This window comes from Rhodonellum psychrophilum GCM71 = DSM 17998 (assembly GCF_000381545.1).
In the GTDB taxonomy this organism is placed as follows: domain Bacteria; phylum Bacteroidota; class Bacteroidia; order Cytophagales; family Cyclobacteriaceae; genus Rhodonellum; species Rhodonellum psychrophilum.
In genome coordinates, this window is sequence record NZ_KB906677.1 from 1 (window position 1) to 15,538 (window position 15,538).

At 44.2% G+C, this 15,538-nt stretch carries 5 protein-coding genes and 1 pseudogene; 1 reads left to right on the forward strand and 5 read right to left on the reverse strand.

What is annotated here, in order from left to right; translation table 11 throughout:
• Positions 1-219: pseudogene (locus tag F824_RS27805) on the forward strand (hypothetical protein); the annotation flags it as partial.
• A gap of 168 nt (positions 220-387) precedes the next feature.
• On the opposite strand, the gene F824_RS0109235 reads toward F824_RS27805, so the two are convergent.
• The 5 genes from F824_RS0109235 to F824_RS25725 all read right to left on the reverse strand — a co-directional run bounded on the left by F824_RS0109235 (position 388) and on the right by F824_RS25725 (position 15,295).
• Positions 388-1,578: a hypothetical protein gene (locus tag F824_RS0109235; protein ID WP_019597598.1), complete on the reverse strand. Its 1,191-nt coding sequence runs from the start codon at positions 1,576-1,578 to the stop codon at positions 388-390.
• Entirely contained in the window at positions 1,568-3,121 is a 1,554-nt protein-coding gene (locus tag F824_RS0109240; RefSeq protein WP_019597599.1) for a hypothetical protein, read from the reverse strand. Before F824_RS0109240 ends, F824_RS0109235 begins: the two co-directional genes overlap by 11 nt.
• On the reverse strand, positions 3,118-4,815 hold the full coding sequence (locus F824_RS0109245; RefSeq protein ID WP_019597600.1) for a DUF6044 family protein: 1,698 nt from the start codon (positions 4,813-4,815) through the stop codon (positions 3,118-3,120). Before F824_RS0109245 ends, F824_RS0109240 begins: the two co-directional genes overlap by 4 nt.
• Complete coding sequence (locus tag F824_RS0109250; protein ID WP_139189766.1) at positions 4,808-6,433, reverse strand: hypothetical protein; 1,626 nt, start codon at positions 6,431-6,433, stop codon at positions 4,808-4,810. Before F824_RS0109250 ends, F824_RS0109245 begins: the two co-directional genes overlap by 8 nt.
• A 162-nt stretch (positions 6,434-6,595) precedes the next feature.
• Positions 6,596-15,295, reverse strand: a complete 8,700-nt coding sequence (locus F824_RS25725) for a glycoside hydrolase family 94 protein (protein WP_019597602.1) — start codon at positions 15,293-15,295, stop codon at positions 6,596-6,598.
• Positions 15,296-15,538 lie beyond the last annotated feature (243 nt).

Genomic DNA, 15,538 nt, shown 5'->3' on the forward strand with positions numbered 1-15,538 from the left:
AAAAAAATCGCGATTAATGTCAACTACCTGCTTTGGCGAAAAACCTTCGGGATTCAATCTTTTTCTTTAGCCAAAGACAAACAACCACGACATTCCAATTCCCACGGGTTCAACCCGCGGCTATTCAAGGTTGAAGTCCTTCAGACTTCGCGGATATTGGACGGTAATTGGGAAGTGGTCTGCGAGGACACAGACCACGGATGGAACGGATGGAGCTAATGACAATGGAAATACAAGCCAAACGACCTCAGGACCAAGCCTGAAAGACTTGAATTTGAAATTGATTGAAAACCCATTCATCGTTGGAAACACAATAGACAACATCATATTTCATGACCTTTAAACCTTCCGGAATACTACGAACCCAGTCGGGCCCTTGGGAAATACCTAGTGGTACTTGTCCAGCCACAGCAGACGGATGAGATACAGCATGCCTGAAAATACATGAAGGGAATACAGAAAAAGGAGCATTTGGGTTTTCCATGGCAAATCACTGATCTTTGGGACAGATTGGATTTCCAAAAGGAGATGTTTTACGAAGACCAGATAGAGGATAAATAGGGAAATGGGGATTTGCCAATAGAAATTGGCATCCAGCATCCTGGTTCCGGATTCCGCAATCAAAAAATAAATGGATATGGCTCCCAATACCATAATCAAGGCATATTGGAAATGCCAGTCATTCCACAACCGCTTTCCCATCAAAAAAATCCCCGCGAAAACAAACAGAAAGCTGGTGGCCACATCCTGAAATTTGTTCTCCACATAGAAATCCCAAACCTCAAAAGGTGCTAAAATAATTTCAGATTTAGCCGAAACACCAAATACTTGGTCCGTAAAGGGATTTTGATGATAAATCAGGTATTTCTGAAAGAACACACCTCCCAAGAGCATTCCTGATAGCAATACTGTCAGAGCAAAGTTTTGGTCAAATCGCTTTCTTTTGAGGAGATCAATCAAGGGCAGGGCGGGAATAAACACAAAAAGAAAACTGGGTTTGATCGACAATACCAAGACGCCCAACAGCAATTGCGCCCACCACCACTTTTGTTTGGGAGATCCAATCCATTCTAAACTAACAAAAAACAAGGCAATGGAAAAAGGAAATACAAAGATCGTGGTGGAATTGTGCCAGACATTGGGCGTAAACTTGCCCAGATACCAATAAAGTCCTTCAAAGCGATATGCATAAACTGGAAAGAAAAACATCAAGCCAAAAACAAGCATTCCAGAAAACCAAGAATGTGCGCGGAAATCAATTGCTTGGGATTTCAGATAAAAGAGAGAAATGAAATATTTGGCTAGGGAAGCAAATCCCAATACAAGGATAGCTGCCAATACAAAAGGATACCGGAATGAGCAGAATTTATCGACAAGCCCGATGGTCCAATAATAAAGGGGCGGCATTGGAAGTATATCTTTTTCCAATAAGTCCATATAGATATAAACATGGCCCTTCATATCCGTGGAAAAATTGTATTTGAAAATCCAGGAAAAGGCAAAAAGCACTATCGAAAAATACAACATGGAAAGGAATCCATTGACTATCCCCACCTTTAAAAATTCCTTATTTTTCATATTTCAACATTTCAAATATAGTATTGCTTAGGATTTTGGTTTTAGTCAATTCCAACTCTAAATACTGAAAATAGCCGGGCATCTGACTGGACTCATCCGCCTTTTGCTGGACCAAGTAGTACCGGTCAATTTCTCTGAAAGCATTGACCCCGAACCTCTGAAAAGCCCTTTTTTGCATGGGACTACGGGAAATCCAGCCCGTCTGAAGCATCGGCGGTGGATTTTGGAAATCATACTTTCGATTCAGCAATTCAACACTGTACGCATGCACAAAAACCTTTTCCCCATCAGGGACCTGATCCAAAAGCTGATAAAAATCCTTGTTCCATACCGCCCATTTGGCCTCCGCTTTCACAACATTGAGGGAATGAATACCCATTAGCGCCAAACAAAGGAGGACAAACACTGACCCTAGGATCATTGGTATTTTTGCCAACCGGTTGAGGAAGGCAACACCCAACAAAATCAGGATAAACAAGGTCTGCACCCTGCCTGCTAACAAGAAAAAATGGTTGACCGACAAAAAGAAAACCACCCAAATGAAGAGAAACCAAAACGTCTTTTTTTGTCGGAATCCAACCCATAAGGCCAGGGAAAAGAAAAAGAAAAAGAGCGCTTTTTTATAATACTCATATTTGGTGCTTACCAAAACCCTTGACAAAGCAGTTTTGAAATAAAATAAATCGAAATATCCCTTGTTCAATCCCTTCTTTTTTTCGACCAGATCCGCTGTGGATATTTTTTGGGCATCCTCAAAAAGCCATTCCTTGAAATAAAACCATTCCGGCTCCTCCTCCCTGTCGATCAGCGCCTTATTCATCTGAAAAACTGGATGGTCAATGACGCCCGACCGGGCCTTGTTGAAGGCGACATAGTCTTTGATTTCCTCCCGATTTTCGTAGTGAACTCGGTAACCAATCAGAAATAAAACCCCGAAAATCAGCCATTTTTGCCTCCAAATCACCAGATGGATTTCCTTGAACCCTTGATGCAACAGCCAATAGGTGCCAAATCCGATGACCATCAGGAAAAAGGCGTCTGTTCTGATCAGGACCGAAAGGAGGATCAGGACGTAGGCAAGAAAACTAGAAGTCCCCTTTTTGCCCTGCAGCTGGAGAACAAGACCCAAAATTCCTGAAAATGCAGCAATCCCGGCAACGGCTGTAAACTGGAGGAAATAAAGATGATGGATGGCATAGGTCAGAAACAATACAATCCAGAAAATCCTTTGATTCAATAGCTTTTCCTGGGAAAGTACGATCCGCACCCACTGCACATAGGCCAGATACACCACCAGAAACCAAGTCAAGGGATACCAGGGAATGGATGGGAAATTGCGGTAGCAAAAAGCAAAAAAATGGGAGAGCAAGGGATGGATAAACACCGCATAAGTTTCGAATTCTCCCGTATAGGCGCCCGATACCAACCACATCATCAAGACGTCATCATTGACCTGAAACCTGAACGGAAGCAGGTAGGCGACCATATACAGAATTGCCCCAATAAGGATGAATATATGGTAAGTGGTGATTTTAGCAATCATTTGATTTGATAGAGATAAAGATCCCAAGCGGATAATTCATTTTGAAAATAATGCAACAAGACAAGTTCCGGCACCTCCACCAAAACGGAGGAAAGGAGATAATCCACTTTCAGGTCATTTTTCAAGGTTGTAAAATCGAAATCAAGGTCTTGGATGGGTTGGTGAACCCTCCATTTGAAAGCTGTAAAATCATCCGGATAGGTGGCGTTCTGCAAATAGCATTTATTTCCCCAAAGGTAAAATTGATCCAACAAGAATTCATTTTTGTTTATCTCCTGGGCGATGGCTTTTCCCACAGCATGTTTGTGTGTCAAATCATAATTTTGGAGGTAACCGTCCAGACAGGTCAATCCATTGTAAGCACTCACGGCCGGAGGAAAATTGAGATGGCCAATCACTGCATGCTTCCACTCTTCCCCCAAATAGGTTTTGATCTCCTCAAATTGGGTTACCGCAAAATAAGACTGGAAACTTGGAACTTGCCGCTCGGTCCAAGGGACAACTCGACTGACCCAATGTCTCCATTCATACTGATACACGAAAATATTCAATCCAATAAGCCCCATCAGCAAGAGGTTTTTGAATCGGAAATCCATTTGCAATATCAGGGTGCCGAGAAGAGCAAACAACAGAAAGGGAAGCAGGTGATTGAACCTTAACAGGTTAATGGAATTCAATTTGGATATGACTGTCCCCATTTGGTCCAAGAATCCAAGATTGGAAATCCCCCAACAGCACAGGAGTATCCCCAACAATGAAACCAACAAAAGCAGGCTTGTCTGGTCTAGCTTTTTTTGGACTGCTACTAAAATCACAAGAACGCTTGCCAGCAGTGGATAAATCACCGAATAGAAAGCCCCGCTGTAATCCCCGGATTTGAGCATTCCCCAAAGGGTCCAATCGGTCCATAAACCCCAAGAAAATGTAAGTTCCTTTCTATGGCTTTCAAAACCATGGTTTCCAAACAATGCATACAACAACTGATATTCCTGGACAAGGGAACAAAACAACCAAAATCCCAAAAGAAAAATATGCGGAACATGCCATTTTCGATCCCTCCACATCCAGAAAATGGACCAAATGGAAAAGGTTACCCAGATAAAGAAACCTGCTAGGGCAAACATAGAATAACCCGCATACACAAAAATGATCCCGAAATGAAGGGCGGAAAGTTTCTGGAAGCGCAGCTGGTCCATTAGCACAAAAATCAGTGGCAATGCCGCAATGGAAATCCCTCTGTGTGGATAAAAGACCAAAGTTACCCAGACGAGGCTAAAGAGAACCTTGGTCAGGGAGGCACTGTTTTCTGGCTTTTGATGCGATAGGAAAACAAACATGCAGGCAAAAGCGATCAACCCAATCAGAAATTTATTGAGGGCATAAGCCAAAAAGGGAGGGAAAAAGAAATAGAGCAACAATTCCAAGTTCAAGCCGGAAGGATAGGACATCCTTGGGGTTTCGATGACCATGCCCTTTACCATTTCCATTGGTCCCGAAAAAATCATTCCCTGGTCCCTGAGCATTTTATACCAGGCGACATTGGAATCCAAATTGTCCGACACGATGATGGGGACTTGCTCCCCCAGCCAGAGATATGGAAACATCAGCAGCCATAAAACCACGATGACCAAGGACCATCCAGCGATGGAAATCTCCCCGAGACAGGACATCGGATTATTTCCCCTTTCAATCATGGTTTTCCTTTAAAACATATATTTCTACCCCAATCAAAGGCTTTTCCGGGTGTTCATATCGCAAGTAATTTTGTTGAACTGCTTCTGGCAATGAATCCAAACCGTTGAATAAAATCACCTTTGCATTGAGATCCTTTGCAAAATAGGCTTCAAAGTGGGAAGGGTTCCAGATCCCCGGCGTCTTGGGGATTTGTCTATTCAGTAAATACAAAGGTCCCGGTATACTATAGAGCGGAAGTACCTGTAAGTTTTCGGCTTGAAGTTTTTCTAAAATCCCTTCGAGATTTTGGAGGAACAGGATTTGTTCCCGATCGAGGAAAATGACTTTTTTTCCTTGATAAACAAACCTTTCCGTCTGATGAAAGATCGGTTCTATACCAAAAGGTCGCCACCACAAACCATCCAAAACAAATGGGAGAAAAGAAATACAGATGGCCAAAACCGCTATTCTGAGTTGGTGAAATTCTCCATACACTTTAAGCCAAACCATGATCCAAAGGATCCATAAAAAAAGATAATGCACGCCGAGCCGCATAAAATACACATTGCTCCCAAAATGGAGAACAAAAGGCAAGAAAAACAAAACCAAGAGCAGGAATTTGATTTTGGGAAGGCTTGCCTTGGTTGATTTGTTCATTGTCAAAAACCCCATGGCAAACAGGATACCGAATAAGAGGTAAAACGTCGATTCCTCCGTAATGGTGATCCAATAAATACAAAAAAAGGCAATGGAAAGGGAGCAAAAGGCAAAGGCTGTTTTAATCCTTCTATTGTTGCTTTGAAAAAAAAGAGCGCCCAGAAGACCCGATCCAAATATCAATCCACTCCAAAAAATCCCCACCAGAACGGACTTCAACACATGAAACAACCCATACCCCTCCCGCAATTGGCTGAATAGGAACCCTTCAATCATTGACAACAGTCCTGATTTCCCCAAAACCAAACCAAATATGGCTTCCATGATCACCAAAGGAAGCAGCAACAGGAGAAGGCTGATGATTATTCTCTTTTTTGCGAACAAGTCAAATCCAAGAATCAGCACCAAAAAGCCAAAAAAGACCGTGATTTTGATGTAAAACAAAAAAGCAAGAAATGTTCCGGTGAAAAGCATTGTGATGAGACTGCTTTTTCCCTTCCAATATGCCGTTCCATAAACCCCAAAAAGAAAACAGGTCAAGACTACTGTCAGAGAATTGTAGGACAAAGACTGTGGCAAGAAAGCGTATCCGCCAAACAACGAAATCAAAATCAGGGGAACGATCTGCATCCCGGTTCCTTTTTGCCAATCGTCGGGAAAGAGAGCAAGCCAAAACCGGAAAACAAAACCCGCCGCCATAAAATACAACATCAATCTCAAAATCCTGAGTTGCACAATACCGAACTGGAAACCAGTAAACCGGTAAAACAATTTGAAAAAAAGATCATAATTCAACAAGCCGTACTGATTGGGTTGATGGGGATCGGTCAGCATCAGGTACATGCCCTCATCGGAAAAATCAAAGCCTTTGTCCAATCCAAAAAGGATGATCGCCACATAAATCCCCAATAACGCCGACACCACAAATTTGTCCATTTGGGTAAAGGCATTTTTTACGAAGAGGCTGGACGATTTTTTCAATTCAATTGTTTTAAACACTATTCGGTAAAACTATCTGATTTTTACTTTTAAAGGAAATGAAATATGCGGACAATTTAGAATCCAAAAAAACCACCCAAATTTTTCAGTTTTGGGTGGTTTTGAATTGAATGAACAGAAAATTACCTTACGGATTTATTCAGGTCAAATCGGCACCTGCATCTCGATTATATGTTCCTTTCCATCATCTTCCAAAACTATTGAAGCACCCAATCCTTTTTGATCATCCATTTTCCACCAAGATTCGGTTTCCGCCGCTGTCTGGAAAACAGTGATCCGGTAGGTGGAACTTCCCTTTCGGTAAATGACGGATACCGATGGCCAAGACAAAGGGAAACAAGGATTGAAGCTCAGTACATTGCCCTGGATTTTCATCCCGATAAGAGAACCTGTGATAAATTGATACATCCATCCCGAGGAACCCGTGTACCAGGTCCACCCTCCCCTACCTTCGTGGGATTCATTGGCATAGACATCCGCTGCCATCACATAAGGTTCTACTTTATAAACCTTGACTTTATCGGCATCAGAGGCATGACCGATGGGTTGAACCATACTGAATAGTTCATAGACTTTTTCTCTTTGGCCCAGTGCGGCAAAGGCCATCAGCGTCCAGATGGCGGCATGGGAATATTGCCCTCCATTTTCCCTTACACCCGGGACATATCCTTTGATATATCCTGGGTTCGGTCCTTCTTTGTCAAATGGTGGATCCAGCAATTGGATGAGTTGGAGGTCTTTTCTGACCAGATGTTTTTCCAAGGAATCCATGGCTGTCAAGATTCTCTGACTGTCACCGGCGCCGGACAAGACCGCCCAGCTTTGGGAAATGGCATCAATGCGACAAGCCACATTTTGTTTGGAACCCAAAGGGCTGCCATCATCAAAAAAGGCCCGAAGATACCACTCCCCATCCCATCCCGATGCTTCAATTTTCGCTTTCAGGGTCTTGGCTGTTGTCCTGCAGGTGTCGGCAAATAGAGAATCTCCATAACCTGATGCAATGGCTTCATATCTACTCAATACATCATATAGGAAAAAAGCAAGCCATACGCTTTCTCCCTGGCCTTTGTGCCCCACCTGATCCATTCCATCATTCCAGTCTCCAGAACCTATCAGGGGAAGGCCGTGGCTACCAAACCGAAGAGATTGGTTAATGGCGCGGACACCATGTTCATACAGACTTGCCTTCAGGTTGCTTGTCGAGGGAAGGTCGTAAATGGAATCTTCACCTTCTGCCAACAATCTGCCTTCCAGAAAACCAACCTGTTCATCGAGTATTTGGGAATCACCTGTATCTGTGATGTATCTGGAAAGCACATAAGGCAACCAAAGCAAATCATCCGAACAGGTGGTACGAACGCCTCTTCCTTCTGGTGGATGCCACCAATGCTGTACATCTCCTTCCACAAACTGACGGGAGGCACTCAGAAGGATTTGCTCGCGAGCCAACATGGGTTTGGAATGAAGCAGTGCCAATACGTCCTGCAACTGGTCCCTGAAACCAAATGCACCTCCGGATTGATAGAATCCGCTTCTGGCAAATATCCTGCAGGCAATCGTTTGGTAAGTCAGCCAACCATTGGTCAATATATCCAAGGCAGGGTCAGGCGTGGTCACTTGCACCGTACTGACCATTTCTTCCCAATATTCCTTTACTGCCTGAAGGGAAGTCTTCACAGATTCCTGGTCAGCAAACTTTTGGAGAAGCGCTTCTACTTCGGCTGGATTATTTCCGGTCCCTAGTTGAAAGATTATCTCTTTTTCTTCCCCTTCAAGCAAGTCGAACTTGACCTGTAATGCTGCACAGGGATCCAACCCTGCGCCTAGGCTACCAGAAAGTTTGGTCCGGTGAAGGGCTTGGGGATCTTCAAGATTTCTGTTTCTTCCGATAAATTCTCCGCGATCGCCGGTGAAACATCTTTCAGCTCCTTCCACTTTGAAAAAGCATATCTTCTCAGCAAATGCGGTATTGTACCTGTTCCTGAACAGAAGCGCCCCATTGGGCTGATCCCATTCGGAAAAAACATGCATGTTTGTTTTGGAGCGAAGATCCCCCAAAATCATTTCCATGAAACCTACAGCTGAAATTTTTCGATGCGTTCCCGATTGGTTTTTGATTTTCAGAACAATGAATTTTACAGGAAGGTCCTTATCCACAAATACACACATTTCCGAATGAAGACCCATTTCTGAATGCTCAAAAGTGGAATATCCAAAACCGTGTGTCGTGATATAGGGTGTTTTCCCCGCTCTTGGAAAGGGAGAAGGTGACCAGAAATGACCTGTTTTTTCATCCCGGAGGTAAAAGGCCTCCCCTCCTGTATCGGAGACAGGATCGTTGTGCCATGGGGTAATGCGGTATTCGTGCGCATTGATTGACCAGGTATACGCAGACCCATTTTGAGAAATGACCGAACCAAAACCAGGGTTAGCAATCACATTTACCCATGGGGCTGGTGTGGTTTTCACCTTGTCTGTTAGGATTTTATAGGATTTTCCATCTGGAGAGAATCCACCCGTCCCATTAAAAAACAACAAGTCGCGAGGCAGTACCATTGGCGTTAGGTCCCCAAATTCAGGCATGGAAGCCGCTTCCAATAGTGGCGGAAGTGCTTTGGGTACAATCTCTCTGTTCACTTGTTCGGACAATGTTCCGTTGCTATCGTGAATGATGATGCGGGCAACACTTTCGAAAAGGACTCTGTCTTCCGGAGAAAGCTGATCAGCGGATTTGACGAAGATATTTCCAGGTTTGTTATTGGTTTCATGTCTGAAAGACTCCATGGTGATGAGACCAAGGATTTGTTCCTGAAGAACCTTTCTATAAGCTCCATGGTCCTCATTCCAAATGACCAAATCCACTGCCAAGCCCTTGAGACGCCAATAGCCATGAGCTTGGACCATTTGCTTGACAAGCTCCATGTTTTCGGGATTTTGAATATGCAACAAAACGATAGGGATATCTCCGGAGACCGAATGGCTCCAAAGCCCGGACTGTCCCCTGGAATTGGCAAGGATGACCGATGGATCCGCCCGAAGCGAAGGATGGGGATAAATCAAAGAAGCGGCCAAGCGGTCATAAAGATGCGCATCTGACTCGGTGGCATTGATCTGTCTCAAAAGCACCTGATTATGGGTCCAAGAAAGTTCAAAGGCACGCTTTTTTAGATGACGGTCACGGTACTTGTGCATCAGCGCCTCACAGCTTTCCCTCGTATCGCTGATCCCATAGATCAAGTCTACCGTTCCGGTTTGTTGGGGTTTGATGCTGATTTTTAAACGGATTGAGACAATTGGATCCAAGACAGACCCCTGCTTCCCCGACAACCTGTTCACCTTCAGGGCTTGCGGATGGGCCAGGGTGTTTCCCCTTCCAATAAACTCCATCCGATCGGTTTCGTATGAAACCTCTTCCAATTCAGCTCCATGGGTCTCCATCAGGTGAAACATCCACGGGGGAATTTCTCCTTCCGACCGGGGTCTGCGTGTACATATTACCGCTTTGTCTTCCGGAAGTATTTCTGTTTGGACAAAAAGATTGCTGAATGCAGGATGCGCTTCATCAGAAGCCTGGCTGGCCAGCACAATTTCGGCGTAGCTCGTCACTTCCAAGATCTTGGTGAAGTTGGTCTTGTTGGTGATTCTGATCCTTCTCATTTCGGTATCATCCTCAGGAGAAATGACAATTTCAGTTTTGGTTTCCACTCCATAATCCTGTCTGTAAAACTCAGCATGACCCTGGGAAAAAACCGCTTGATACACTTTCGCTGGATGCATGGTGGGTTGATAGGTATTTGACCAGAAAACACCACTGCTGATATCCTTGATATAGCAGAAAATACCCCTATTGTCTTGGGTAGTATCTTCCCGCCAACGCGTCACGACGATATCTTTCCATCGACTGTAACCTCCACCGGAATTGGTGACCATTACTTGATAATTTCCATTGCTGAGCAATTGTACTTCAGGCATTTGGGTGTTTGGTGTCTGGATGATTCGGGCCTTGACCCCATCATCCGTTACTGAAGCATCCATCAGGTCGGCAGTGTGGGCGAAAAACAAAGTCGTCCTCGGTATCCGCTCCTGAAGCAATAAAATCGTCGCCTGAAAGCGGAGTTCAGAAACGAATCTCTGCTGCATGGGCTGATCCAGAAGCAAATAAGCCAGGGACAAGAGCCCCATTCCCTGATGATGTACCATATAGGAGCGTACAATGGCATTTTTCTCTCCCCTAGGCAGACGGCTTACGGTATAATCTATGGCTTCATAAAAACCAAATTCCCCTTCAAAACCTTCTTTGTAAAGCAATTCAAGATTTTGGTAGGCTTTTTTGGGTGAAACCATCAAAGCCATCATCGTTGCATACGGGGCGATCACCAAATCCTCTTCCAGACCACGCTTAAGACCGATTCCAGGAACGCCAAAGGCATGATATTGGTAATTCAAACTGGCATCTACCTGATTGTACCCGGATTCGGAAATTCCCCAAGGCACCCCCCGTTGCGCACCGTATTCAATTTGTCTTTTGACTGTGGCTTTGTTGGTTTGAAAAAGCAGAGTGTTTTCATAAACTGGCATCACCAATTGGGGCATCAGGTATTCAAACATTGACCCACTCCAAGAAAGTAAAATCGGACCTCCACCCGAATCGGTCAACAAGCGCCCGAGGGCAAACCAACTTTCCTGTGGCAACTTGCCTTGGGCAATGGCCACAAAAATCCCCAACCGTGCCTCTGAAGCCAGCAGGTCATAATTTCCACTGTCCTTTTTTCGTTCTTCGACATTGTAACCAATACTGAGGAGACTTGTGGATTTGTCAAAAAGAAAGTCGTAGTCAACCTCAGACAGTTGCTCGCAGTATTCGGCAAGTTGGGTGATCAAAAGGTTCCTTTTGCTTGCCATAATGCCTCCCTGTGCCAAGGCTTCCCTTACTTGGGCCAACCATTCCTTTTGCTCTTGACTATTTTGCGCCATGGCATATTCATCCAGTATTTGGGAATAGGTTTCTGATGCGGTTTGGATGGCGTGTAAAGTTGGGTTGTCGATTATTGGCGCAAGAAGTCCAAATTGTTCTGGAACTGGGGTCAATTCCAACCAAGGCGCCAGAAGAAGCCAATCTTCCCGTGTATTTTTGATTTGGGTCAACAACCTTTTGATCCACCTTTGGTATTCAGTTTCAATTCCCGGATTTTGGGTTTCTCCCTGTTCAATAAAAGAAACCAAATCATCTAGCAGGTTTTTCAGTTTTCTCAGAGAAAGGGTTTCTGTAGCCAATGCTGTTTCCAGCATGCCCATGATTTTTGCAGAAATTTCATTTTGTTTTCCAACAGAAAAGTCCATTACAATCCCGGCGGTAGTTCTGAGTCCTTCGATTACCCGCTTGCCCACAATCGGGTCTTCGGGCAAAGCCAATAGCCCCTGCCGAAAAGTAAGCAAGTGCCCGATCAGATTGCCACTGTCCACTGTTGAAATATATTTGGGCTGTAAAGTGGTCAAGGAAACAGTGTCATACCAATTGTAAAAATGACCTTTGTACCTTTCAAGTTCCAGCATCGAGGACATCGTCTGCCTGGATCTTTTGACCAGTTCACCGCTCCCAATGTATCCAAAATCATACGCGGATAGATTTGCCAACAAAGCCAGCCCCATGTTCGTGGGTGAAGTTCTGTGGGCGATTTTGGCAACAGGTTCTTCCTGGAAATTATCCGGAGGAAGGAAATTGTCAGGCTCGGCAACAAACTGCTGAAAAAACGACCAGGTTTTTCTGGCTGTTTTGTGCAGAAAAAAGAGCTCATCTTCAGGTAATCGCACATTTTTCTCAGATTTGGGTTTGCCAAGACGCCATGCAAGAGCAGGAGCCATAAGCCATAACAATAGAATCGGAGAAGCCACCAGTAGGGATATAAATTGGCTGTTGTAAACCAAAATCCCTATCAAAACCAGTGACAAAAGTGGAGGGAAAATCATTTTCCCGTATATCTGTAGAAGCTTATTTTCGGTTTTCCTTGCCGTATTGGCTGAAGGCGTCCATTCCAGTAATTTTTTTCCGGAAATGAAAATCCTCCAAATGGTCCGAAAGACTGCATCTGCAAAAACGAAAGCCTCATAGGGCAAAACCGCAAGTCCAAAAACAAACCTGATCAAGAAATCCCTGACCACACCACCCACTTCCGAAAGGTGTGCAGTTGAATTCAGCTCTATGGGTTTATGGAGCAATTGCCAGCCTGCGGCCATCATCAATGGCAACAATACTATCAAAGTCACGGCTGCAGTCCAGAACCAAGAAAAAGGCAAAATGGTCCAACCCATCAGTAAAACCAACAGCAAACAAAGAGGCACCAAGCTCCTTCTCAGGTTGTCAAACAATTTCCATTTGGAAAGGCTGGAAAGCGGATTGCTTTTCCATTGGCCATCTGCATCCTTTACAAAAGGAAAAATCCAGGCTGCAATCTGCCAATCCCCCCTTGTCCACCTGTGGTAACGTTTGATGTCGGCATGGTACTGGGAGGGATTTTCCTCATAAAGCAGCACATCGCTAAGCAAGCCCGAACGCACATAACAGCCTTCCAGCAAATCATGGCTCAATATCCTGTTTTCAGGAAACACCCCGTTCAATCCCTGTTCAAATACATCCACATCATAGATTCCTTTTCCGATAAAGGATCCTTCCCCAAAAAGATCTTGGTACACATCGGAGGAAACTCTGGTATAGGGATCTATGCCGGTGACATCTCCCTGCATTCGGGAATATAAGGATACTGCTGATTTAGAAATGGCCGCAGCCACTCTGGGCTGAAGAATACCATATCCCTCTGTCACTATCTGTCTTTTTGGATCAAAAACAGGATGGTTGAGCGGATGTGCCATGGTGGCAATAAATTTCCAGACCGTTTCCCTGGGCAATTGTGTGTCTGAATCAAGCGTGATCACATATTTTACACGTGACAATATCCTTTGATTTCCAGAGATCAAGGAAAACTCATTTTTATCTTTCCCTCTTAAAAGGGCGTTCAAAGCCGATAATTTCCCCCTTTTCCTTTCATAGCCCATCCACTTTCCTTCCCGTTCATTCCAGGTTCTTGGACGGTGGAAAAGAAAAAATATATCCTCTTCGTTTTGATATTTCTGATTCAGTACTTCTATTTTTTCACTGACAAGTTCGAGAAAACCATCATCTTCCGGCATTAATTCAGAGCCCGCGTCCATAAAGTCGGTCAATAAACCATAATGCACATTTTTCTCCTTGTTGGCCAAAAACCTGATCTCCAAGGCCTCAACGAGTTCTTCGATATAAGCCTTACTCGAAAGCATTGTCGGAATGACCACCAGGGATCTGAATTCTGTGGGAATACCCCTTGAGAAATCCATTCTGGGCAGCATTTTGGGATTAACACTGATCGTTGCGATCCAATTCACCAATGAAACCGCAAGCTGTGCCGCACCTGAAACCGCAATCAATGCCAGCACTGCCAAGATCGGCCATTCGAAATTACTGTAGCGATTGACCAAATGGAGCATGCCATAAGAGGCAATTCCGGTCAGTGCAGCAATGGAGAAAAAATAAAGAAACATGGGTATTTTCCCGGAAAATCTTTTGAATTTTTGGGTGAAGGTGTACCTTCTTTCACAGATTTTTTCTGTCTGTTCCAACCCTTTGTCCACCAAGAAATAACCCACGTGGGACATCCTGGCCTCAATACCTTGGCTAATCGCATTTTCGTGTGCCAAATCCACCGCCTTTTGGGCAACTTCAGTTTCGGAAAATGGACTGTATTTGGCAATGGCTTCTACAACATGCCTGTACCTGTCCCTGGTCGCAAAATCCATGAAAGGATAGGTGCCGGAAACATCCTGTCTCAGGATTTCCTCCACGCTGCTGAGTGTTTCTACAAATTCACGCCAATCATTGGCTCCCAAAAATCTCAGGGTCCCGATGCTGTTTCTTACCGAAACTTGGTTGGCTGCCTGCTTTTGGTTTTCCTTGCCGACAAGTTCATTGCTGGAATAGCCCATTTCGACAAGCTTTTGCTCCATCCATGTCAGAGGCAATGCCAGAGCGGGTCCCTTCCCTTGAAGTTTCCTCACCATGCCAGCTACAAAAGGGCTGACCAAAACAGGATTTGACCTTGCCATGTCGGCAAGATCCAAAACCAAATTTCCCGGACTTTCCTTCACCGTGGCAATCATCCTGTCTGCCCAATAATCGGCAAAGTTATGATCCACCATATCCAGTGCGATCTTATTGGCAATCCTGCGTAAATTTTCGATCACGGCCAAGCGAAGCATGATCGGAATGGCCCAGAGTTCTCCAAGAGTAAGGAGGCTTACGGTCTGATAGGCGGAGATGAAATTGCTCAAGCTCTTTACATCCACCCGACCGTCACTGTGGGAAATAATTTCCAACACGATGTCGTACACACGTGGCAATCCTGAAGACAATCCATTCCCCAAACTTGGGAGGGTTTCACTGTATCCTTTTGGTAAATGGTCTCTTGCAATGACCACCTGCTCTTCTATCAGGTAAAAATTGTCCAGCAGCCATTCGGCGGCAGGCGTAATGGTTTTGCCCAGCCGGATGCTTTCCACCAATAAGTTTCGGGCCTCGACCAGTGTCGTTTCATTCTCATCCAAGCGTTTGAGCAACTTGTCTGCCGGTTTTTCAACCTGAAGTTTATGGGATTTGGCCAGTACTTTACCATGGGCATAGATTTGGTCCATACTGAACAATTCAGAGCGGAAAGGCTCTTTTGTTTCAGCAATCATCGCCGCATTCCCTCCTTGAAAATAGACCCTCCAATGGGACAGTATATCAAAGACAGAACTAGTTGTTACCTTCATCATATAAATTTTATTTAAAGCATGAGCTTAAATTGAATAAATGGGTAACCCAGACCTAAATAGTAAAAAGGCCTTTTTCATCTGAAGAAAATTAGCAAGAGAAGGTTTGGGATTTTTACCTTCCAAAAAAAGATAAATAGCTTATTTCAATTTAATTTTTTTCAAGTTAGATAAAATTGATTTAAGATAAATAATTAAAGATTTGCATAAATTAAAGATTTACTTTTCGCGAAATTTCAGATGCAT

Bases quoted from the DNA above. Each gene is read 5' to 3' on its own strand.
- F824_RS0109235 (WP_019597598.1), bottom strand. From the start codon at position 1,578: ATGAAAAATAAGGAATTTTTAAAGGTGGGGATAGTCAATGGATTCCTT.
- F824_RS0109240 (WP_019597599.1), bottom strand. From the start codon at position 3,121: ATGATTGCTAAAATCACCACTTACCATATATTCATCCTTATTGGGGCA.
- F824_RS0109245 (WP_019597600.1), bottom strand. From the start codon at position 4,815: ATGATTGAAAGGGGAAATAATCCGATGTCCTGTCTCGGGGAGATTTCC.
- F824_RS25725 (WP_019597602.1), bottom strand. From the start codon at position 15,295: ATGATGAAGGTAACAACTAGTTCTGTCTTTGATATACTGTCCCATTGG.